Source organism: Nocardiopsis listeri NBRC 13360, from assembly GCF_001570765.1.
GTDB lineage: Bacteria > Actinomycetota > Actinomycetes > Streptosporangiales > Streptosporangiaceae > Nocardiopsis > Nocardiopsis listeri.
On sequence record NZ_BCSH01000021.1, the window covers coordinates 82,219 to 104,129 of the forward strand.

General features: G+C 67.6%; 18 protein-coding genes. 10 read left to right on the plus strand and 8 right to left on the minus strand.

The features are described from left to right. Positions 1–64 precede the first annotated feature (64 nt). The 8 genes from NLI01S_RS07855 (at position 65) to NLI01S_RS07890 (ending at position 9,923) form a co-directional block, all read left to right on the plus strand. On the plus strand, positions 65–1,084 hold the full coding sequence (locus tag NLI01S_RS07855) for a LacI family DNA-binding transcriptional regulator (protein WP_067601545.1): 1,020 nt from the start codon (positions 65–67) through the stop codon (positions 1,082–1,084). 264 nt (positions 1,085–1,348) lie between these two features. Next, positions 1,349–3,040 (plus strand): ABC transporter substrate-binding protein, encoded by a 1,692-nt coding sequence (locus tag NLI01S_RS07860; RefSeq protein WP_067601548.1) that lies wholly within the window; start codon positions 1,349–1,351, stop codon positions 3,038–3,040. A 68-nt stretch (positions 3,041–3,108) separates the two neighbouring features. Next, positions 3,109–4,104, plus strand: a complete 996-nt coding sequence (locus tag NLI01S_RS07865) for an ABC transporter permease (RefSeq protein ID WP_067601552.1) — start codon at positions 3,109–3,111, stop codon at positions 4,102–4,104. Further along, entirely contained in the window at positions 4,101–5,009 is a 909-nt protein-coding gene (locus tag NLI01S_RS07870; protein ID WP_067601555.1) for an ABC transporter permease, read from the plus strand. Before NLI01S_RS07865 ends, NLI01S_RS07870 begins: the two co-directional genes overlap by 4 nt. Then, positions 5,009–5,962 (plus strand): ABC transporter ATP-binding protein, encoded by a 954-nt coding sequence (locus NLI01S_RS07875; protein ID WP_067601558.1) that lies wholly within the window; start codon positions 5,009–5,011, stop codon positions 5,960–5,962. Before NLI01S_RS07870 ends, NLI01S_RS07875 begins: the two co-directional genes overlap by 1 nt. Positions 5,963–5,966: 4 nt before the next feature. Then, complete coding sequence (locus NLI01S_RS07880; protein WP_067601560.1) at positions 5,967–6,878, plus strand: ABC transporter ATP-binding protein; 912 nt, start codon at positions 5,967–5,969, stop codon at positions 6,876–6,878. Between the two features lie 53 nt (positions 6,879–6,931). Next, a complete protein-coding gene (locus NLI01S_RS07885; RefSeq protein ID WP_067601564.1) occupies positions 6,932–9,442 on the plus strand; it encodes a glycoside hydrolase family 2 protein in 2,511 nt (836 codons plus the stop codon). A gap of 277 nt (positions 9,443–9,719) precedes the next feature. Beyond that, positions 9,720–9,923, plus strand: coding sequence for a cold-shock protein (locus tag NLI01S_RS07890; RefSeq protein ID WP_067601566.1), 204 nt, complete (start codon positions 9,720–9,722; stop codon positions 9,921–9,923). Positions 9,924–10,109: 186 nt separating this feature from the next. On the opposite strand, the gene NLI01S_RS07895 is transcribed toward NLI01S_RS07890, so the two are convergent. Then, a complete protein-coding gene (locus NLI01S_RS07895; protein WP_067601569.1) occupies positions 10,110–11,675 on the minus strand; it encodes a glycerol-3-phosphate dehydrogenase/oxidase in 1,566 nt (521 codons plus the stop codon). Between the two features lie 380 nt (positions 11,676–12,055). Here NLI01S_RS07895 and NLI01S_RS07900 point away from each other — a divergent pair, with 380 nt between their 5' ends. Beyond that, positions 12,056–12,910: a helix-turn-helix domain-containing protein gene (locus NLI01S_RS07900; protein ID WP_067601572.1), complete on the plus strand. Its 855-nt coding sequence runs from the start codon at positions 12,056–12,058 to the stop codon at positions 12,908–12,910. Between the two features lie 63 nt (positions 12,911–12,973). Here NLI01S_RS07900 and NLI01S_RS07905 read toward each other — a convergent pair whose 3' ends face one another. The 6 genes from NLI01S_RS07905 to NLI01S_RS07930 form a co-directional block, all read right to left on the minus strand. Continuing rightward, positions 12,974–13,726: an MIP/aquaporin family protein gene (locus tag NLI01S_RS07905; RefSeq protein WP_067601575.1), complete on the minus strand. Its 753-nt coding sequence runs from the start codon at positions 13,724–13,726 to the stop codon at positions 12,974–12,976. 239 nt (positions 13,727–13,965) lie between these two features. Continuing rightward, positions 13,966–15,462 carry a glycerol kinase GlpK gene (gene glpK, locus NLI01S_RS07910; protein WP_067601629.1) on the minus strand — a complete coding sequence of 499 codons (1,497 nt, stop codon included), beginning with the start codon at positions 15,460–15,462 and terminating at the stop codon, positions 13,966–13,968. A gap of 278 nt (positions 15,463–15,740) precedes the next feature. Then, positions 15,741–16,529 (minus strand): IclR family transcriptional regulator, encoded by a 789-nt coding sequence (locus NLI01S_RS07915; protein ID WP_067601578.1) that lies wholly within the window; start codon positions 16,527–16,529, stop codon positions 15,741–15,743. A 147-nt stretch (positions 16,530–16,676) separates the two neighbouring features. Next, positions 16,677–17,681, minus strand: coding sequence for a threonine aldolase family protein (locus tag NLI01S_RS07920; protein WP_067601581.1), 1,005 nt, complete (start codon positions 17,679–17,681; stop codon positions 16,677–16,679). Positions 17,682–17,788: 107 nt separating this feature from the next. After that, the gene (locus tag NLI01S_RS07925) at positions 17,789–18,424 is read right to left on the minus strand and encodes a DJ-1/PfpI family protein (protein ID WP_067601585.1); all 636 of its coding nucleotides are present in this window, start codon (positions 18,422–18,424) and stop codon (positions 17,789–17,791) included. 461 nt (positions 18,425–18,885) lie between these two features. Then, a complete protein-coding gene (locus NLI01S_RS07930; RefSeq protein ID WP_067601588.1) occupies positions 18,886–19,437 on the minus strand; it encodes a DUF7010 family protein in 552 nt (183 codons plus the stop codon). A gap of 239 nt (positions 19,438–19,676) precedes the next feature. Between NLI01S_RS07930 and NLI01S_RS07935 the strand changes: the two genes are divergently transcribed. After that, the gene (locus NLI01S_RS07935; protein ID WP_067601591.1) at positions 19,677–21,053 is read left to right on the plus strand and encodes a GntP family permease; all 1,377 of its coding nucleotides are present in this window, start codon (positions 19,677–19,679) and stop codon (positions 21,051–21,053) included. 39 nt (positions 21,054–21,092) lie between these two features. On the opposite strand, the gene NLI01S_RS07940 is transcribed toward NLI01S_RS07935, so the two are convergent. Beyond that, positions 21,093–21,803 carry a FadR/GntR family transcriptional regulator gene (locus tag NLI01S_RS07940; protein WP_067601594.1) on the minus strand — a complete coding sequence of 237 codons (711 nt, stop codon included), beginning with the start codon at positions 21,801–21,803 and terminating at the stop codon, positions 21,093–21,095. Positions 21,804–21,911: the final 108 nt, after the last annotated feature.

The following is a 21,911-nucleotide window of genomic DNA, read 5'->3' on the forward strand; positions in this document are numbered from 1 at the left end:
TCCCCTCTCGGTGACTGAACCGGTTCAGTGCGTGAAGTAATGGGGAGGCGGCTTGGGGTCTGTGATGAGGCGCCCGACGATCATGGACATCGCCAAGGCGGCAGGCGTGTCCAAAGGGGCGGTTTCCTACGCCCTCAACGGCCGCCCAGGAGTGTCCGAGACCACGCGGGAGCGGATCCTCTCGATCGCCGGCGACCTCGGTTGGGCTCCCAGCAACCCCGCCCGCGCGCTCGCCCCGGGAGGGCGGGTGGGCGCGATCGGCATGGTGGTGGACCGGCCCGCCCGATCCCTCGGGATCGAACCGTTCTTCATGCAACTGGTCTCGGGGGTGGAGACCGAGCTCGCGGCCGCCGGAATAGACCTGATGCTCCAGGTGGCCGAGGACATCGGCGCCGAGCTCGCGGTCTACCGCCGCTGGGCCGCCGAGCGCCGAGTCGACGGCGTCGTCATAGTGGACCTGCGGGTGGATGATCCCCGTCCCGAGGCGATGGGCGTCCTACCGCTGCCCGCGGTCGTCCTGGGCGGGCCGGGCGACACCGGCGGGCTTCCGTGTCTGTACACCGACGACGGAGCCTCGGTGCGCGAGGTCGTGCACTACCTGGCCGCGCTGGGCCATCGCCGGATCGTTCGGGTGGCCGGCCCCGAGGACTTCGTGCACACGGGCGACCGCACCCTCGCCTTCCAGCAGGCCGCTCGCCGAGCGGGCCTGGAGGAGGCGCGCACGGTGCACGCCGACTACACCGGGGAGGCCGGCGGGCGCACCACGCGTCGACTGCTCGCCGCGGCCGAGCCGCCCACCGCGCTGGTCTACGACAACGACCTGATGGCGTTGGCGGGCCTGGGCGTGGCCTCGGAGATGGGTGTGAAGGTGCCCTCGCAGCTGTCCATCGTGGCCTGGGACGACTCCGCGCTGTGTCGCCTGGTGCGCCCCTCGCTCACCGCGATAAGCCGTGACGTGTTCGGCCACGGCCGCATAGTGGCCGGGATGCTCAACCGCCTCCTGGCGGGGGAGCACGTCGAGGACCGGGAGACCCCGGTGGGCGAGCTCCAGCCCCGGGGGAGCACGGGCCCCTTGACGCCCTGAACGAGGAAGGCGACCCGTCGGCGTGCGCGGAACCGGTTCAGTACCGGTCTTCTCGGTGTGTCTTCGGGTCGACATGCCTGTTACAAGCGGATAACGCCGAAGTGTCGGGGATTGACGGGGTCTATCCGGGCATGCTGTTGTGGACCTCACTTACCCGGTTCAGTAACGGCCCTTCGCGCTCACTATTGGGAGCGCTCCCAGCCTTCCTCTGAGGGATCGGCTTCCCCCCTGAAAAGGGCCGACCGGGTCGAAGGAGGAGTCGAGATGAAAACTCTGAGGCTTCCCGCCGTGCTGGCGGCGGTGGTGCTCATCGCCACCGCGTGTTCCAGCGAAGGCGGAGACACCGGAAGCGGGAGCTATCCCCGCAACGAGACCCTGTACACCACCGGTACGGCCTGGAACCCGCCGACCAACTGGAACCCGATCATGCGGGGCCAGTACGCGGTGGGCACCTTCGGGCTGGCCTACGAGCCGCTCTTCCACTACGACGCGGAGGCCAACGAGTACGTCCACTGGCTCGCGGAGAGCGACGAGTGGCCCGACGAGAACACCCACGTCATCACCCTGAGGGAAGGGATGACGTGGACCGACGGCGAGGCCATCGACGCCGAGGACGTCGTCGCCACCATCGAACTCGGACAGATGGACGTCTCCTACAGCAACATCTGGGACTACATCGAGGGCGTCGAGGCCACCGGAGAGCGGGAGGTGACGGTCACCTTCTCCGATTCCCGGCCCCAGGAATGGATGAACTGGGCCTTCAATAACCCCATCGTTCCCGAGCACATCTGGGCCGACAAGGGCCAGGCCGAGCTCACCGACGACCCCAACAACGATCCGGTCGGCAGCGGCCCCTACGCCTACGAGACCCACGCCGACGACCGCATGGTCTGGAAGCGCAACGATGAGTGGTGGGGCACCGAGGCCCTCGACCTGGAAATGAAGCCGACCTACATCGTGGACGTCGTCAACGCCTCCAACGAGGTGACGATGAACATGCTCAGCAACGGCGAGGTCGACGTCTCGAACAACTTCCTCCCCGGCATCGAAAAGTCGCTCGACGGCGAGCGTCTCACCAGCTTCTACGATGGCCCTCCCTACATGCAGTCCGCGAACACCGCCTGGTTGGTGGTCAACCACGACCACCCGGTGCTGGGCGACGCGGAGTTCCGACAGGCGCTGGCCCACTCCATCGACCTGAACCAGATCATCAGCGGCCCCTACTCGGACCTGGTCGATGGTGCCAACCCCACCGGTCTGCTGCCCCAGTGGGACGCCTACATCGACCAGGAGCTGGTAGAGGAGGAGGGCTTCTCCTACAACGCGGACGAAGCGGTGGCCATCCTGGAGGAGGCCGGTTATCTCGACGAGGACGGTGACGGCTACGTCGAGAGCCCGGACGGTGAGCCGATCAACCTCACCCTGGAGGTCCCCGGTGGCTGGAGCGACTGGGAGGAGGCCGCCCGGGTCATCTCCGAGAACGCCCAGGAGGTCGGGATCAACATCGGGACGGACTTCCCCGACGAAGGCCTGCTCACCGACAATCGCAACTCCGGTGAGTTCGACCTGGTCATCAACAACGAGCGTCAGCTGAGCAACACGCCGTGGAGCTACTACGACTACCTGTTCCAGATGCCGGTTCGTGACACGCAGACGACCGCGAACTTCGGTCGCTACGAGAACGAAGAGGTCTGGGACCTGGTCCAGCAGCTCGCCGCCGTCCCGGCCGACGACGTGGAGGGCGCCGCGGAGATCACCTCGCAGATCCAGGAGATCCAGCTGGCCGAACTGCCGGCGATCCCGCTCTGGTACAACGGCCTCTGGTCGCAGCAGAGCAACAGCGTTTGGACCAATTGGCCGAGTGAACAGGGCACTCCCGGCTACGCCACGATGTGGGACGGATGGTTCGAACTCGGTGCCATCCGCACCCTCGCCGAGATCGAACTGGCCGAATAGTCACCACGGGTGGGGCGCTCCCCTGAACGGGGGCGCTCCGCCTTCGGCTGCACATCTGGAGGACACCCGTGTGGCGTTACATGGGCCGCAAACTCGGCATCTACGCGATCACATTCGTGATCGCGGTCACCATCAACTGGATGATTCCGCGCTTCATGCCCGGCGATCCGGTCCGGAGCATGCTCAACAAGGCATCGGTCTCCGACCCGGAGGCCATGGAGCGGATGACCAACTACTACAACGAGGTCTTCGGGCTCGAAACACCGATCCACCAGCAGTACTTCGCGTTCTGGGCCGGGCTCTTCCGAGGTGATCTGGGGATCAGCTCGATGCAGTACCCGGAACCGGTCACCGACATCATCCTGCGCGCGGTCCCCTTCACCCTGGGACTGCTGCTCCCCGCCATCATCCTGAGCTGGATCGTGGGGAACCATTTCGGCGCCTTCGCGGCCCGTAACAAGATCCTGGACAACACCGTCCTGCCGGTCGGTTACATCCTGACCGCGACCCCGTACATGTGGCTGGCACTCCTCCTGGCCTGGTCGGTCGGCGTGGTCGGTGGTTTCCTCCCGACCTCCAGCGGTTACAGCCTGGCGCTGATCCCCGCGTTCTCGTGGGAGTTCATAGCCAGTCTCATCACGCACTGGTTCCTGCCGTTCCTGTCCATGTTCATCGTGGCTCTGGGCGGCTGGGCGATCGGTATGCGCAACATGATCATCTACGAACTGGAGGCGGACTACTCGAACTACCTCCAGGCCCTCGGCGCGCCGCGTCGTCTGATCCGCCGCTACGCCTTCCGTAACGCGATGTTGCCGCAGATCACCGGTCTGGCCGTCCAACTCGGTACCGTCATCGCCGGCGCGCTGCTCACCGAGATCGTCTTCAACTACCCCGGCCTGGGAAGCCTGATCCTCCGGGCCCTGAACAACAACGACTACTTCGTGCTCCAAGGCACCTTCCTGTTCGTGATCATCGGTGTGCTGATCGCCAACTTCATCATCGACATCATCTACGTCCTGGTCGACCCGCGGACGCGGGTCCAGATGACTGGAGGCTCGTCTTGAGCAACGTTGCGGGCGCGCCGGGCTCGGACGGAACCACCGAGCCCCAACCTGCGGTGGAGCGTCGGACCTCCGAGACGCTGCACTTCGCCAAGCGCAACCCCAAGCTGTTGATCGGTTCGGGGATCGTCCTGATCCTTCTGCTACTCGGGCTCATCGGCCCACTCTTCGTCGACCACGGGCCGAACGTCTACATCGGTCCGCAGAGTCAGCCGCCCAGCGCCGAGTACTGGCTGGGCACCACCACGTTCGGCCAGGACATCTGGGCCCAGTTCGTCTACGGGCTGCGTTCCACCTTCATGGTCGGTTTCCTTGGCGGTGGCATCGCTTTCGTGATCGGCACCGCCATCGGTTTCATCGCCGGGTACAAGGGCGGGATCGTCGACGAGATCCTCAACATGCTCACGAACGTGGTGCTGGTCCTTCCGGCCCTGGTCGTGCTGATCGTGGCCGTCGCCTACCTGGACATCAAGGGTGTGTTCGTCCAGTCTCTGTTCATCGGGATGACCTCCTGGCCGTGGGCCGCCCGCGCGGTCCGTTCCCAGGCGCTGTCCCTGGCCACGCGCGACTACGTGGACCTGGCGCGGCTCAGCGGACGACGTACCGGAAAGATCATCACCACGGAGATCGCTCCCAACATGAGCTCCTACCTGGTGATGTCCTTCATCCTGCTGTTCGGCGGGGCGGTGCTCATCGCCGCGGGCCTGGACTTCATCGGTCTCGGTCCCACTGACGGTGTCTCCCTGGGCCTGATGTTGCAGAACTCCTTCACCTGGAGCGCGTTGCACCTGGGCATGTGGTGGTGGTTCATTCCGCCGGGCGCCGGGATCACCGCGATCGTCGGTTCGATGTACATCCTCAACGTCGGGTTGGACGAGATCTTCAACCCCAAGCTGCGGGAGCTGTGATGACACTCCGCGTCAAAGACCTGAAGGTCTATTACCAGACCCTGCGCGGGGACGTCCACGCCTTGGACGGGGTGGACTTCGAGCTCGCCGACGGCGAGATCATGGGATTGGCCGGGGAATCCGGCTGTGGCAAGAGCACCCTTGGCAAGAGCCTGATCCGCCTGGACTCGCGGATGCGCCACGTGGACGGCACGATCGAACTGGACGGCGAGGACGTCCCGATCGCCAAGGACCGGGAGATGAACCGGTTCCGGTACCACGAGATCTCGCTCATCCCGCAGTACGCGATGAGCGCCCTCAACCCGACCCGCAAGATCGGGCGGATGATCAACGAGTTGCTCCAGTCGCGCGGAGTGCGACCGAGCGAGGTCACCGAGGAACTGAATCGTCGCCTGGAGCTGGTCGGACTCGACCCCGACGTGCTCAAGCGGTTCCCCATCGAGCTGTCCGGCGGCATGAAGCAGCGCGTGGTCATGGTGATGGCCACCTTGCTCAACCCGTCCCTGCTCATCGCGGACGAGGCGACCTCGGCCCTGGACGTGTCCACCCAGCGGTCGGTGGTCGAGTCCATGGTGGAATTCCGCGACCGCGGCTACGTCAAGAGCATGATCTTCGTGACCCACGACATCTCGCTCGTCTACCAGATGGCCGACACGGTCATGGTGATGTACGCGGGACGCGTCGCGGAGAAGGCTCCGGCCTCCACCATCATCAACGATCCGCAGCACCCCTACACCAAGATGCTCATCGGTGCCCTTCCCGAGGTGGGCGCGACCACCGACGAGGCTCGGCTGGAGGGCATCCCGGGAACTCCGCCCGGTCTACTCCATCCGCCCACCGGCTGTCGGTTCAAGGCCCGATGCCCCATCGCCTCGGAGGAGTGCTCCGAGACCCCGCCGCTGGTGGAGATCGAACCCGGCCACTGGGCCGCCTGCTGGAAGACGGGGAGGTAGCGCCGTGCTGGAACTGAGCCATGTGCACAAGGTGTATCGGGTGGGCGCGTTCGGCGGCTCGACGCTGCGTGCGGTGCGCGACGTGAACCTCGTGGTGAAGCCCGGTGAGGTGGTGTCGCTGATCGGTGAGTCCGGCAGCGGTAAGAGCACCATCGGCAAGATGGTGCTCGGCCTGACCAAGCCCAGCCAGGGCACCATCACCTTCGAGGGCAAGGACGTCACCCGACTGCGTGGGTTCGGTGAGAAGAAGGAGTACTACCGCCACGTGCAGGGCGTCTTCCAGGACCCCTTCAGCTCCTTCAACCCCATCTTCAAGGCGGACCGCGTCTTCGAGATGATCCGTTCCTCCTACTTCCCGGACGTCTCCGACGCCGACTGGAGGGAGAAGGTCCTGGACGTGATCGGTACCGTCCGTCTGGACCCCGCCAACGTCCTGAACAAGTACCCGCACCAGCTCAGCGGTGGACAGTTGCAGCGACTGCTCATCGCGCGGGCGTTGCTGTTGGACATCCGCCTACTGGTGGCCGACGAGATCATCAGCATGTTGGACGCCTCGACCCGTATCGACGTGCTCAACCTGCTCGCCGACCTCAAGGAACGCGGCCTGGGGATCCTGTTCGTCACCCACGACCTGTCCCTGGGCAACTACGTCAGCGACCGGTCGGTGATCCTGCGCAAGGGCGCCATCGCCGAGTTGGGACCTACCCGCAGGGTCTTCGAGAACCCGCTGCACCCCTACAGCCGGCACCTGCTCTCGTGCGTTCCCCAGCTGCATCGCACCTGGGCCGAGGTGGACGCCGAACTGGCGGCCAACCCGCCCGAGGACGTCGTCCTGCCCACGGTCTCCGAAGGTGACGACTCCGCACCGCTGGTGGAGGCCGAAGAGGGCCACTTCGTCGGGATCGACCAGCGCTGAACCCCCGTAGCACTGACGGGGGAAGCACCACACCAAGGGAATGAGGAGCACGCATGACCGCGTGGTTCGACCTGCACGACGGCTGGACACTGGCCGCGACGCCCCATGAGGGCGCGCTCACCGAGCCGGCCGCCGCGCTTCATGGGGCCGGGGGGCTCACCGCGACCGTGCCGGGCTGCGTCCACACCGACCTGCTCGACCACGGTCTGATCGAGGATCCCTACCTCGACGACAACGAGACCCGTCTGGGTTGGATCGGGCGTACCGACTGGAGCTACACCCGCTCCCTGTCCGCGGAGGTCGAGGCCCTGGCCGATGGTGCTCCGGCCGAACGCGTCGACCTGGTGTGCGAGGGACTGGACACCTTCGCCACCGTCCGGGTCGGCGACCGCGAGGTGGGGCGTACCGCGAACATGCACCGGTCGTACCGGTTCGACGTCACCGAGGCGTTGGGCGAGGCCGGGGCGAGCCCCGGGCTGGAGGTGCGTTTCGACGCCCCCTACCGGCACGCCGAGGCCGAGCGCGACCGGTTGGGCCCGTTGCCCGCCGCCTACGACGAGCCCTACCAGTACGTCCGCAAGATGGCCTGTAACTTCGGCTGGGACTGGGGGCCGACCGTGGTCACCTCCGGGATCTGGCGGCCGATCCGCCTGCACGCCTGGTCGACGGCGCGCCTGGCGTCGGTGCGGCCGTTGGTTTCGGTGTCCGAGGACGGCTCCCGGGGGCGGGTCTCCCTGCGGCTGAACGTGGAGCGTACCGACACGGGGCACGACACCGTGTTGACGGTGAACGCGTCGGTCGCCGGGGTCACCGGGACCGTCACGATCCCGGCGGGCGAGGACGAGGTCGCCCTCGACCTGGAGGTGGACGGCCCCGACCTGTGGTGGCCACGCGGCCACGGCGCCCAACCCCTGTACGACCTGTCGGTGGAATTGGCCGCGCCCGATGTCGTCCTGGACGAATGGGAACGCCGGATCGGGTTTCGCAACGTGGCGGTGCGCAGCGTCCCCGACGAGCACGGGGCGGCCTTCGCGGTCCGCGTCAACGGTCGTGACGTCCTGGTCAGGGGCGCCAACTGGATCCCCGACGACACCTTCCCCTCCCGGCTGGACCGGGACCGCTACGCGGAGGCGATCGACCAGGCCTGCGCGGCCGGGATGAACCTGCTGCGCGTGTGGGGCGGCGGGATCTACGAGGCGGACGACTTCTACGACGTGTGCTCCGAGCGCGGCGTCCTGGTCTGGCAGGACTTCCTGTTCGCCTGTGCCGCCTACCCGGAGGACGAGCCCCTGTGGTCGGAGGTGGAGGCGGAGGCCCGCGACGCGGTCGTCCGTCTGTCCCCGCACGCCTCGCTCGCGGTGTGGTGCGGAAACAACGAGAACATCTGGGGCCACGAGGACTGGGGTTGGAAGGAGAAGTTGGCGGGGCGGTCCTGGGGGGCCGGGTACTACCTGGATCTGTTGCCTCGGGTGGTGGCCGAACTCGATCCCACCCGCCCCTACTGGCCGGGCAGCCCGTACTCGGAGGGCGAGGGCGTGCACCCCAACGACCCCGCCCACGGCACCATGCACCTGTGGGACGTGTGGAACGACCTGGACTACACGGTGTACCGGGACCGCAGGCCGCGGTTCGCGGCCGAGTTCGGATACCAGGCACCGGCGAACCACTCGACCCTGCGCGCGGCCGTGTCGGACGATCCGCTCACCCCCACCTCACCGGGTGTGCTGCACCACCAGAAGGCGATCGACGGCAACGGCAAGCTCGCTCGCGGGCTCGCTCTGCACTTCGGTGACCGTGAGTGGTCCTACGACGACTGGCACTACCTCACCCAGGTGAACCAGGCCAGGGCGCTGACCGTGGGCATCGAGCACTTCCGTTCCACCTGGCCCTACTGCACCGGCACGGTGGTCTGGCAGATCAACGACTGCTGGCCGGTCACCTCCTGGGCGGCGGTGGACGGCGCGGGCAGGCGCAAACCCCTGTGGTACGCGCTGCGCCGCGTGTACGCCGATCGGGTCGTCACGGTCCAACCCGTCGACGACGGGCTGACCGTGGTGCTGGGCAACGACACCGACACCGAGTGGGTGACGGAGGTGACGGTTACGCGTCGTGACATCGCCACGGGTTCGGAACTGGCGGCCTCCTCGCATCCGGTCCGGGTGGCGCCGCGTGGTGCGCTGCGGGTCCCGGTGCCCGAGGAGGTGTCCCGGGCCGGCGAGCCGAGTGGTGAGGTGGTCACCGTCGACGGGGCGGAGGAGCGCGCGTGGTGGTTCTTCGCTCGAGATCACGAGATCGCGTACGAAAAACCGGAATTCGAAGTGAAAACCCAGGCCATTGGTTCCGATTTGCGGGTGAAGGTGCGAGCCGGAGTGCTCTTGCGGGACTTGGTCCTGAACGTCGACAGGATCGCCCCGGACGCCGTCGTGGACAGCGCCCTGGTGACCTTGTTGCCGGGGGAGGAGCACACGTTCACCGTTCACGGCGGTGCCGACCTCGACCCGGGGAAGGTGGCGGCGCCACCTGTCCTGAGGTGCGTCAACGACACCCTTGTGGCCTCTTCGTGAGCAACACGTGACGTTGCGGTGATCGTCACCCGAATAACACGGGTTCCCCGCACGGCCCGCCGATATTCCTCGGCGGGCCGTGCGTGTTGCCACACTCGAAACCCTCACCTCGGGCGCCGTCTGTGGTACCTTCAAGGTGATTGTTAGTCGTTGAATTTCGCAGTTGGTGTCTTGCCCGCGGAGTTTGTGACCGGCGGGCGGTTTCTCATGGAGTCGGCTCGCGGCAATTATCGGGCGTGAGTATGCGTCCGTGTTACACCGAGCTGAAGGAGAGAACATGGCTCAGGGAACTGTGAAGTGGTTCAACGGCGAGAAGGGCTTCGGCTTCATCTCCCCCGACGGCGGCGGCCCCGACGCCTTCGTTCACTACAGCGCCATCCAGGGTTCGGGCTTCCGTAACCTGGAGGAGAACCAGCGCGTGGAGTTCGAGATCGTCGAGGGCACCCGTGGCCCGCAGGCCGAGAACGTCGTCGCCATCTAACGATCGCACAGACGTAGCGTCGTCGCCCCGCTCAGCAGGGGCGTGAACGTCGCCGAACACCCCCGGACGGGTATCACCCGCCGGGGGTGTTCTTCTTGTGTCCGTCGGTTCCGCGTGTCGCGCACGGCGTCGGACACACGAACGCCCCGGCCGTGGGGAAGACGGCCGGGGCGTTCGACGTTCGGATCAACCGGCCAGGAGGCGCTCCGTGTGCTCGCGCACCTCGGGGGTGTCCAGGCCGCGCACGGTCACCGTGGTGCGGCGGCGCAGCGCGTCGTCGACGGTCACCGCCCACTCGTGGTCACGGGCGAAGACGACCTGCGCCCACACGTCCGGGCCGTCCGGGTGGATGCGCTCGCCCAGCTCCGGCCGGTCGCGGACCAGGGCCGCGATGTCCATGGCCAGGCTCCCGTAGTGGGTGGCCAGGTGTCGGGCGACGAGCGGGTCCACGCGCGCCCCCGGCTCACGGTCGATGATGAGTCGCTGGGTGACCGCGTCCGGGCTGGCCAGGCCGGGCAACGGAACGGTCCGCAGCGGATCGGCCATGCCCTCGCCCAGCGGCACCGACGACACCTTGCGCAGTTCCTCCACCACGGTCCGACCGATGTGCCGGTAGGTGGTCCACTTGCCGCCGGCCACCGAGAGCATCCCGCCATGACCCTGGGAGACGACGGTCTCCCGCTTGGCGGAACTGGTGTCTCCGGGGCCGCCCGGCAGCACGCGCAGACCGGCGAACGAGTAAGTCATCCGGTCCCGGTCCAGGTAGGAGGGGTCGATGCCCATCGACGCCTCGCTCAGGATCTGGTCCACGTCGGAGGGCACCACGCCCACGTCGGCCGGATCGCCCTCGTAGGCCTCGTCCGTGGTCCCGAGCAGCAGGTGACCCTCCCACGGGATCGCGAAGGACACCCGGTACTTGTCCACGGGAATGGTCAGCGCCGCACGCCACGGGTCCGGAGTGTTCAGCACCAGGTGGGCGCCCTTGGAAAGGCGCACGCTGGGAGCCGCGTTCGGGTCCTCCATACGACGCAGGTGGTCCACCCACGGGCCGGTGGCGTTGAGCACCAGACGCGCGTCCACGCCGAACTCCTCGCCGCAGACCCGGTCGCGCAGCTCGGCGCCGGTGACACGTCCGCTGGTGGTGCGCAGTCCCTGCACCTCGGCGTGGTTGAGCACCACGGCACCGGCGTCCACGGCCGCGCGCACCGACATGACGGCCATGCGGCTGTCGTTCATCTGGTGGTCGCTGTAGGCGGCCACCGACTTGAGCCCGTCGGTGCGCAGGCCCGGTGCCAGGCGCTTGGCCTGCTTGGGGGAGAGCAGCCGGCCCATGCCGTCGCCGAAGGCCGACAGCGCTGAGTACAGGAAGACGCCCGCACCCATCTTCGCGGCGCCGTGCGGGCCGTCGTTGTAGATGGGCACGAGGAAGGGGCGGTGGTTGACCAGGTGCGGGGCGATGTCGGAGGCCAGCGAGCGACGTTCGCGGTGGTTCTCGGCGACCAGGCGCACGTTGCCGGTCTGAAGGTAGCGCAGTCCGCCGTGCACGAGCTTGGAGGAGGCGCTGGAAGTGGCACCGGCGAAGTCGCCGGCGTCGACCATGGCCACACGCAGTCCGGCCTGGGTGGCGGTCCACGCCACGGAGGTCCCGAGAATGCCGCCGCCGATGACCAGGAGGTCGAAGGTGCCGCGGGAGAGTTCCTCGCGGGTATGGGCCCGGTATGCGGGTGTGGCGCGGTGGGTGTCGGCCTTCATGGCTGGTGCTCCGTCCGTTGGGGAGGGGTGGCTGGTGCACGTACCTGAACGGACTCCGCGTTTCAGGCTGGTGTCGACTGCATAATACGACAATGCCGAACGACGCCCAAGGTTGACCGCCCCTTGTTCTGAATTCCGCCTTCCCGGCGGTGTTGGGGGGTGCTGCACCAGAGGCTGAGGTGACACGGTGGAGTGGGGGTGTCGCCAGTGGTGCACGGTATGCGACATTGTCGCACACTGGAGGCCTGTAGGGCCTCCGCGGGTTCGAGTTCTGGAATCCAACCTCTCGAAGGACGACATCCCGGTTTCGGGAGCGGAATGACAGCGTGGATTCCGGGTTCCGCGGATTGCCCTACAGGGCGGGCGTTCCCGGTTCTACGATGAGCCCCATCATGGCCACTAGGTACTCTCCCACCATCCGGCGACGCCGCCTGTCCGCCGAACTCCGCCGGATCCGGCTCGCCGCGCGCAAGACCGGCGAAGAGGTAGCCGCCGACGCCGGTCTGTCCAAGTCCACCTACTCCAACATCGAGTCGGGGGTGAAGAAGAGGCCCACGGTCACCGAGGTCAAGGCGGTCCTGGAGGCCTGCCGGGTCCGCCCGGGGCGCGAGTACGACGAGATTCTCGACCTGTGCCGCCAGTCCCTGGAACGCGGCTGGTGGACCCGTTACCGCGACGTCCTGGCCGCACGCTTCGTCGGATTCGAGACCGAGGCGAGCGCGATCACCACCTGGCAGCCCATCATGATCCCCGGGCTCCTCCAGGTGCCCGAGTACATGAAGGTCAACGCCCAGGCCTGCCTGGCGGGACCCCAGGAGATCCGGCGGGCCATCGACGCCCGCATGACCCGTCAGCGAATCCTGGAGGACCAGGATCCTCCCCGGCTGTGGGCGATCTTCGACGAGGGTTCCCTGCTGCGGCTGAAGGACCACCCGCGGACCAAGCACGTTCAGGTCGAGCACCTCCTGGAGATGGCGCGGCGCCCCAACGTCACCGTGCAGATGACCCGCGCGGACCGGCTCAACCCCGGAAGCGGCGGATCGTGCGTGGTGTTGGAGTTCCCCGACCCCATCGACCCCACGGTCGTCTTTCTGGAGACCGTCACCGACGGCATCTACCTGGAGGAACCGGATGAGGTGGTCCGCTACCAGAACCTGGTGGACCACCTACGGTTGGTGGCCCTACGCCCGACGGAGACCCTGGAGTACCTGCGCGACGTGCACCTGGACCCATGAGGGAGGGGCGCCCGATCGCGGTCGGACGCCCCTTGGCGTTTCGGTCGAGGTCCCCCTTGGGGATCAGCCGCCGAAGCCGGTCAGCTTCCAGATCCAGGAACCGATCACGGCACCGATGATGGGGCCGACGATCGGGACCCAGGAGTATCCCCAGTCCGAGGGGCCCTTGCCTGCGATGGGCAGCAGGGCGTGCGCGATACGCGGGCCCAGGTCACGGGCCGGGTTGATGGCGTACCCGGTGGGGCCGCCCAGGGACAGACCGATCGCGAACACGAGCAGACCCACCATCAGCGGGGCCAGACCGTTGGCGAACAGGTCGGACAGCATGACGCCGCCCTCCGAGGACACGGCGTCGGCGTTGGCGCCGATGCCGAGGATGCCCAGGAGCAGCAGAGCGGTGCCGATGATCTCCGTGGTCAGGTTGAGGAGCGGCCTGCGCACCGCCGGGGCCGTGGCGAACACGCCCAGTTTGGAGTCCTGGTCATCGGTGTGCTCCCAGTGCGGGAGGTAGGCCAGGTACACCAGGACGGCACCGACGAAGGCACCGGCGATCTGTGCGGCGATGTAACCGGGCACCAGCGCCCACTCGAAGTCGCCGATGCTGGCCATGCCCAGCGTGACCGCCGGGTTGATGTGGGCGCCGCTGGTGGTGCCGACGACGTAGATGGCCATCGTGACCGCCATGCCCCAGCCGAAGGTCACGACGATCCAGCCCGCGCCCAGGGCCTTGGACCGGGCGAGGGATACGCCCGCGACGACACCACATCCGAGAAGGGTGAGGATCGCTGTTCCGATGAATTCTGCGAGATAGACCATGGGGATCTCCGCCCCCTTGACGGGGGCAGCCGGGTCACGGGTGTCACCTGGCCGGTGTGGCGGGAACCGCAGCGGATTCGCGCCGACACGGGCATAATCGGACACACCCGTCACATTTGAATGGGGAGTGGGCACCTGGTCGGTGTCCCGGATCCGCGCCCCAAGGGTTCCAGTTCGCTCTGTCCCCTTGGGGCGCGGTCATACGTGAGGTGCGGGACGACGGGCGTCCGCCCGTACGCTTAGGCGTTCTCGTGCTCGACCCAACCCAGGGTGCGCTCAACGGCCTTGTTCCAGTTGTGGTACTCGCGTTCACGAACCGACGAATCCATCTTCGGGTTCCATTCGGCGGCCTTGTGCCAGTTGGCGCGCAGCGTCTCGATGTCGGGCCAGTAGCCCACGGCCAGACCGGCCGCGTAGGCCGCGCCCAGACACGTGGTCTCGGCGACCATCGGACGCACCACCTCGGCGTCGAGCACGTCGGACAGGATCTGCATGAGCAGGTTGTCCGCGGTCATGCCACCGTCGACCTTCAGGGTGGTCAGATCGATCTGCGAGTCGGCGTTCATGGCGTCGACGACCTCACGGGTCTGCCAGGCCGAGGCCTCCAGGACGGCGCGCGCGATGTGACCCTTGTTCACGTAACCGGTCAGACCGGCGATGACGCCGCGGGCGTCGCTGCGCCAGTGCGGGGCGAACAGACCGGAGAAGGCCGGAACGATGTAGCAACCGCCGTTGTCGTCCACGGTGCGGGCCAGGGTCTCGATCTCCGGGGCGGAGGAGATCAGGCCGAGACTGTCGCGCAGCCACTGAACCAGGGAGCCGGTGACCGCGATGGAGCCCTCCAGCGCGTACACCGCCGGGGTGTCCCCGATCTTGTAGCCGAGGGTGGTGAGCAGCCCGTTCTCGGACTTGATGGGCTTGGTACCGGTGTTCATGACCAGGAACGTGCCGGTGCCGTAGGTGCCCTTGACGTCGCCCGGGTCGAAGCAGGTCTGACCGAACAGCGCTGCGTGCTGGTCGCCCAGCGAGGCGGCGACCGGGGTGCCGGCCAGGTAGCCGGTGGACTCGCCGTAGACCTCGGAGGAGGACCGGATCTCCGGCAGGAGGCTCGCCGGGATGTCCATGGCCGCCAGGATCTCGTCGTCCCAGGCCAGGGTCTCCAGGTTCATCAGCATGGTGCGGCTGGCATTGGTGACGTCGGTGACGTGCTTACCGGTCAGCTTCCAGATCAGCCAGGTGTCCATGGTGCCGAACAGCAGCTCACCGCGGTCGGCGCGCTCGCGGACCCCCTCGACGTTGTCGAGGAGCCAGCGGATCTTGGGGCCGGCGAAGTAGGTGGCCAGAGGCAGACCGCACTTGGGACGGAAGCGGTCCTGGCCCTCCTCGCCGCCGAGTTCACGGGCGAGCTCGTCGGTGCGGGTGTCCTGCCAGACGATCGCGTTGTAGACCGGCTCACCGGTCTCCTTGTCCCAGATCAGCGTGGTCTCACGCTGGTTGGTGATGCCGATGGCGGCGATCTGGTCGGGGGTGATGTCGCTCTTTTCCAGCGACTTTTGGACGACGGCCTCGACGTTGTCCCAGATCTCCAGGGCGTCGTGCTCCACCCAACCCGGCTTGGGGAAGATCTGGCGGTGCTCACGTTGATCGACCGAGACGATGCGCCCGTCCTGGTCGAAGAGGATGCAGCGGCTCGACGTGGTGCCCTGGTCGATCGCGGCGATGTACTGCTGGCTCATCGGTCTCGCCTTCAGATGGACGTGGATGGGGACGGGGGGTCGGAACATGCGTTACAGCGGCCATTCCCGCATGACGTACGACAATGACGTATGATTAGGCGTTAGTTTCGACTGTGTTTCCTTCCCATGTCAAGAGCACGTGACGCAATCGTGTCGCGTGAGTCACAAGCTCTAGACCCACCATCTCAGGCGAAGGCGGACACCAGAAGAACACCACTCCGGAAACCACGGTGAGCGCGGCTCGTGCGACGGGGCCGCGAGCGCGCTCGTGCCGGACCTCAGTACGGGGTCACACCCAGGTCGCGGGAGACCGCTCGGGCAGCGTCGCGGATGTAGGAGACCTGCTCCATGTCGGGGCGACCGGTCTCGTCACGCAGACGCTCGACCGCGCCGCGCACTCCGATCGCGCCGACGGTCACTCCGCGCCGGTCGCGGATGGGCGCGGCTATGGACACCTCGCCGTCGACGAGTTCCTCCACCTCCCATCCCCAGCCCTGTTCTCGGATCTCGTCCAGACCCGCCTCCAGGTCGGCCATGGTGGTGATCGTGTGACGGGTGAAGGCGGTGAGTTCCACGGGGGAGTCGGTCTCCACCGCGGCCACCTCCTCCGGAGCCGCCAAGGGATCGAAGGCCATCAGGACCTTGCCGATGGCCGTCGCGTGCAACGGCAGCAACGTGCCCACGTCCAGGATCTGGCGGGAGGAGTCGGGGCGGAAGACGTGGTGCACCACCAGCACCTGGTGCTTGTGCAGGGTGCCGATGCGCACGCTCTCCCCGCTGCGGGAGGCCAGGGTGTCGGCCCAGTTCAGGGCCCGGGTACGTAGTTCGTTGCCGTCCAGGTAGCGGGTGCCCAGACTGAGCATGCCCCCGCCCAGGCGATAGCGGCTCGACTCCGGATCCTGTTCCACGAACCCCACGTGTTGCAGGGTGCGAAGGATGCCCAGGGCCGTGCCCTTGGGAAGTTGGAGGGATCGGGAGATCTCGGCCAGGCTCAGTCCCCGGGCTCCACTGGCCAGCAACCGCAGGATCGCGGCGGCGCGTTCGATGGACTGGATTCTTCCCGGCATTGCGGTGCTACCACTCTCTAGTACGACAATGTCATACGCCAGATGCTACTACGCGATGTGACGCTCGACACCTGCCGGCCCCGGGTGCACGGCGGATTCGGGCAAGTGTACCGAGGGGCCGGGCCGCTGACCTGCGGTCGGTTCCGATCAGAGCTCGGCGACGGCCTTCGCTGCCGCCTTCGCCGCGTCCTCGATGTCGCTGTCGGTGATCTCCAGGCTCACGACCATCCGGACCCGGTCACCACCGCCCAACGCGCGCACCCCCTGTGCGGCGAACGCCTCCACGTACCGGCCGGCCTCGCCCCCGGGGGTGGTCACCAACACCATGTTGGTCCGCGCCACCGCCTCCAGGCCGGACAGCTCGCTCAGGAGTTCGGCCAGGCGAGTGGCCCGCTCGTGGTCCTCCACCATGCGTTCACGGTGGTGGCGCAGCGCGTACAGGGCGCCCGCCGCGATGACGCCCGCCTGACGCATACCGCCGCCGAGCAGCTTTCGACCGCGTCGGGCCCGCCGAATCGTGTCCGCGTCGCCTGCCACCGCCGAACCCACCGGTGCGCCCAGTCCCTTGGAGAAGCACACCGAAACCGTGTCGAAGCCCTCTGCCACCACGGCCGGCTCCACCTCCAGGTGTGCGGCGGCGTTCCACAGTCGCGCTCCGTCCAGGTGCGCCTTCAACCCGTGGGCGTGCGCGAACCCGGTGATCCGCCGCTGTTCCGCCAACGGCACCACCCGGCCGGAGAAGGTGTTCTCCAGCCACAGCAGTGCGGGATCCGCGCGGTGCACGTCGCCCAGCCCGGTGATCCAACCGTCGAGGAGTTCCCGTGCGGGGAACGGATCACCCGAGTACAGCCTCGGCAGGACCCGGGAGAGTACGACCGCCGCGCCCTGTTCGTCGCCGATGAGGTGGTGGTTCTCGTGCGCCCACACCTCCTCGCCGCTACGGGTCGACACCCAAAGTCCCAGCTGGTTGGCCATGTGACCGGAGGTGACGTAGAGGGCGGCCTCCTTGCCGAGCAGGGCGGCCGTCTCTTCCTCCAACTCACGCACGGTGGGGTCCTCGCCCCACACGTCGTCGCCGACCTCCGCCTCGGCCATGGCCAGGCGCATCCGCTTCGTGGGGCGGGTGAAGGTGTCCGAGCGCAGGTCGATCATGAGGGTCCCCCGGGGTGGCTGAGGTGGGCGCGGCGACGCGGAAGAGGTGGGTACGGCCATGACGATACTGGGGACCCCGTCGCGGTGGCCTGCCCACCCGGTGTGGATCAGCCCTCATCCGCCAGGCTCAGGGAGGCGTCGCCGTCGTGCAGGGCGTAGCGGCGGTACCAGGAGTTCAAGGTCCGGGTGCCGTGGCCGTCCAGCCGGGCCAGGATCTCGCGGGTGAACTCGACCGGTGCCGTCGCGGCGGCGGTGACCAGGTCACCGTCGGTGACGGCCAGTCGGGCCAGGTAACGGTGACCGCCCGCGTAGCCGGTGGTCGTGACCAGATCCTGTCGGCACACCCCGGTGTGGTCCCGGTAGTCGAGGAGGCCTTCGCGTGCGAGGCCGACCGTGGCCGATCCGATCGCCCCGACCGGAACCCCGGCGTCGAGGAAGATGCCGGCGGCGGAGGCCAACGGGGCCATGGTCTCGGGGGAGTGGTCCCACGCTTCCGATCCCGGGAGCACCAGCATCGCGCTCGCGGAGGGGATGAGCTGCGGCAACGTGAGGTCGGGCAGGAGGGTGAGGCCACCGGCGGTGGTCACGGGCGCTCCGGTCAGGCCCACGGTGACGATTTCGCGGCTCCCGAGCCCGAGTGGACCCAACCCCGAACGCACGTGCGCGACCGCGTGGCCGTACTGCCAGTCGGCCATCTGGTCGTAAACAGCGAGGTGGAGGGAGGTGCGGAGCTCTGCGTTCATGGCAAGAGGTTGAAGTCTGGAAGGGCGGGGTGTCAATTTACGGATACCAGGGTTCTGGTGGCGGCTGCGCTCGCTTTCGGTTTTATTCGTGGGTGCCGTGAAAATACCGGTCTGGTGGTTCGGGTGGGAACTTGTCCAGATGACGGAGGGTGAGGAAGTAGGGATGAGGTGGAGGCCGGTAGGGGAAACGCCCGGCCGTGAGCGCGTGGTGCATGCGTGCTTCGGCGGATGTCGGGGCTCTTCTGGTTCTTCCTGGCCGCCGATTTGAACGACAACCCATGGGCGAGTCTCTGACCTTTCCGGTCGCGCACACGAAAAAGGGCTCAGCAGACGCTGCAATGTCTCCTGAGCCCCACACGCCCTGAATTCCAAGCTGCGATTACTAAGAAAGCAGGATCAATGACGAATCCTGGAGGGCGAGGGTGTCCCGCTGTCGCGGGAGCGCGTGGCCGGCTGAGGGGTCAGTTGCGGATGGCGATGAGGATCGCGCTCGTCCACAGGGCGACGGCGGCGCTCACGCAGACGCCCGCGATGACCATTTCCAGGGCCGCGCCGGTGAGGACGGCGACGAAACCGGCGATCGCCAGCAGGCACAGGGCCGCCGCCGTCCAGAGGTACTGCCTCTGATCGAAGAGTGGGGCGAGGGGGAAGAAGTGCAGTCCCACGATCAGCGCGATCGTGGGCGGCAGGAAGATCAGCTGGTCGGTGCGCACCAGGGCGAACACCGCCGCCGCGATCAGAACGATCTGGGTGATGTTGACCACGCCCACCCAGCGGTTCCACGAACGTGGAAGGACGCGCTCGCGTCGTCGATGACCCTGGCTCGCGTAGCGAATCCCCTGGAGGATCACCAGGAGGGACACCAACGCGGACACGATCATGGCCAGGAGCGGGGCCTGACTCAGGTTCCCCCATCCCGCCACAGCCCAGATGAAGGCGAAGACGCTGAGGATGATGATCCCCTGGCGTCGGATCCGGTCGTCCAGGAGCTGAGGTTCTGTGGTCGCAGGCACGCGATCACCCTACGGGCGGAGCGTGTCGTTTCATTGCCGTGAGCAGGGCCGGTTCCGGCCGGCGCGTCCCGCGAGCACCGATTTCAGGCCTGTGACCTGCGTCTCCGTCACAGAACCTCACCTGTGTGTTCACAGGACCTCACAAATGGTATTACCATTCTCGGAGCCTGGTCCAAGAGCAGGTCAAGGCGGTACTCGGTGTCCGCCACGTCCCACCCCGCCCAGTGGAAGGCTCCGTCGTGGAGAACTTCGAACCCGTGTACGGCACGGGTCCCCTCCTCGGGATCGCGGCGGGCGCCATCGCGCTCCTGCTGTTCCTGATCATCAGATTCAAACTGCACGCCTTCATCGCGCTCGTGCTGGTCAGCGTGATCACCGCGCTCGCCGCCGGCATCCCGGTCGCCGGGGTGGTGCCCACCCTCCTGGACGGCTTCGGCGGAACACTCGCGAGCGTCGCCCTCCTGGTCGGCCTCGGTGTGATGATCGGCCGTCTGCTGGAGATCACCGGTGGCGCGGCCGTCCTGGCCGGTGCCCTCATCAAGCTGTTCGGCGAGAAGCGGGCCCCGCTGGCGCTGGGCGTGGCCTCACTGCTGTTCGGCTTCCCGATCTTCTTCGACGTCGGCCTCGTCGTGATGCTGCCGATCGTCTTCAGCGTCGCCCGTCGCGTGGGCGGCTCCGTGCTGCTCTACGCCCTGCCCACCGCCGGCGCCTTCGCGGTGATGCACGCGTTCGTCCCGCCGCACCCCGGTCCGGTCACCGCCGCCGTCGAGATCGGCGCCGACATGGGGCTGACCCTGCTCATCGGTGCCCTTCTGGCCATCCCCACCTGGTACCTGGCCAGCTACCTGTTCGGCCTGTGGGCGGGCAAGCGCTGGGAGCTCCCCGTCCCGGACGACATCATGTCCGACGGTGAGGTCAAGCACGAGAACCCGCCGCACCTGATGACCGTCATCAGCGTCCTCCTCCTGCCGATGCTGCTGATCTTCGCCAACACCGGTATCACCACCGTCGCCGCCACCGGCGCGGTGCCCGAGGAAGCCACGTGGGTGCAGGTCATGCGCCTGGTCGGTGAGACCCCCATCGCCCTGCTCATCACCGTCGTCTACGCGATGGTCGTGCTCAGCAAGGGCCGCTTCACGCGTACCAGGGTGGAGGAGATCGTGGGCGGGGCGCTCGGCCCGGTCTGCGCGATCATCCTCATCACCGGCGCCGGCGGCATGTTCGGCGGGGTCCTGCGCACCAGCGGTATCGGTGACGCCCTCGCCGACAGCCTGGATTCCACGGGCATGCCGGTCATCCTCGCGGCGTTCATCATCGCCCTGGCCCTGCGCGTCGCCCAGGGCTCGGCCACCGTCGCCATCACCACCGCCGCGGGCCTCATCGCCCCGGCGGTGCAGGCCACCTCGGGGCTGAGCTCCATCGACCTGGCCCTGATCGTGATCGCCATCGCCTCCGGAGCCACGGCCCTGTCGCACGTCAACGACTCCGGCTTCTGGCTGGTCGGCCGCTTCCTGGGCATGGACGTCAAGACCACGCTCAAGACCTGGACCGTGATGGAGACCCTGATCGGCTTCATCGGCTTCGGGCTCGCCTTCGGTCTGTCCCTGGTCCTGTAGGTGGAACGGGCCATGGTCGCCGGGCGACCCGAACGCGGCTCACCCCTGCGGGGGGCGGGTGTCCTTCAACGCGTCGGAGACCTCGGTGACGATGGCCCGCATCGCCGCCTCCGCCACGTCCGGCAGCCCGTCCCGGATGGCCTGCGCCACCGCCGTGTGCAGGCGCAACGCCTCCGGGCGCGGCTGGTGCGGCATCAGGTCGTAGGAGGTGCGGCCGACCAGGACCTCGGTCACCACGTCCGAGAGCCCGGCCAGCATCTCGTTGCCGGACAGTTCCAGGATGCGCCGGTGGAACGTGACGTCCAGGTCCATGAACGTGTCGAGCTTGCCGGCCCGACCGGTCAGTGTCATCTGTTCGGCCAGCACCACCAGCCGGGCCCGCTCGTCGGCGGGGCCGCGTTCGGCGGCCAGGGCCGCGGCGCCCGGTTCCACGGCCGCGCGCAGTTCGTTCAGGGATCGCAGCTGGTCCATGCGGGCGTCTCCGGCCAGGCGCCAGCGGATCAGCTGCGGGTCGAACACGCTCCAGTCGCGCCGGGGCCGGACCCGGATGCCGGTGCGGGGGCGGCTGACCACCAGGCCCATGGACTCCAGGACCCGCACCGCCTCGCGGGCGACCGTCCGAGAGACCCCGAATCCATCTTCCAACCCGCTCAGCGTGAAGGTGTGACCGCAGGCGTACTCGCCCGCGGCGATCGCCGGGCCGAGCACCGCCAGCACCCGGTTGTGCAACGTGCGGTGCGTCGTGCCCATCGGCGGTCCCTCGTACTTCCCGGTTCTGCTGCTTCGGCCGCTATGGGCCGGGGGTCAGCCTGAAGCCTAACGGGAACGATTGATAACACTATTGGTGGTGCCGCCGAG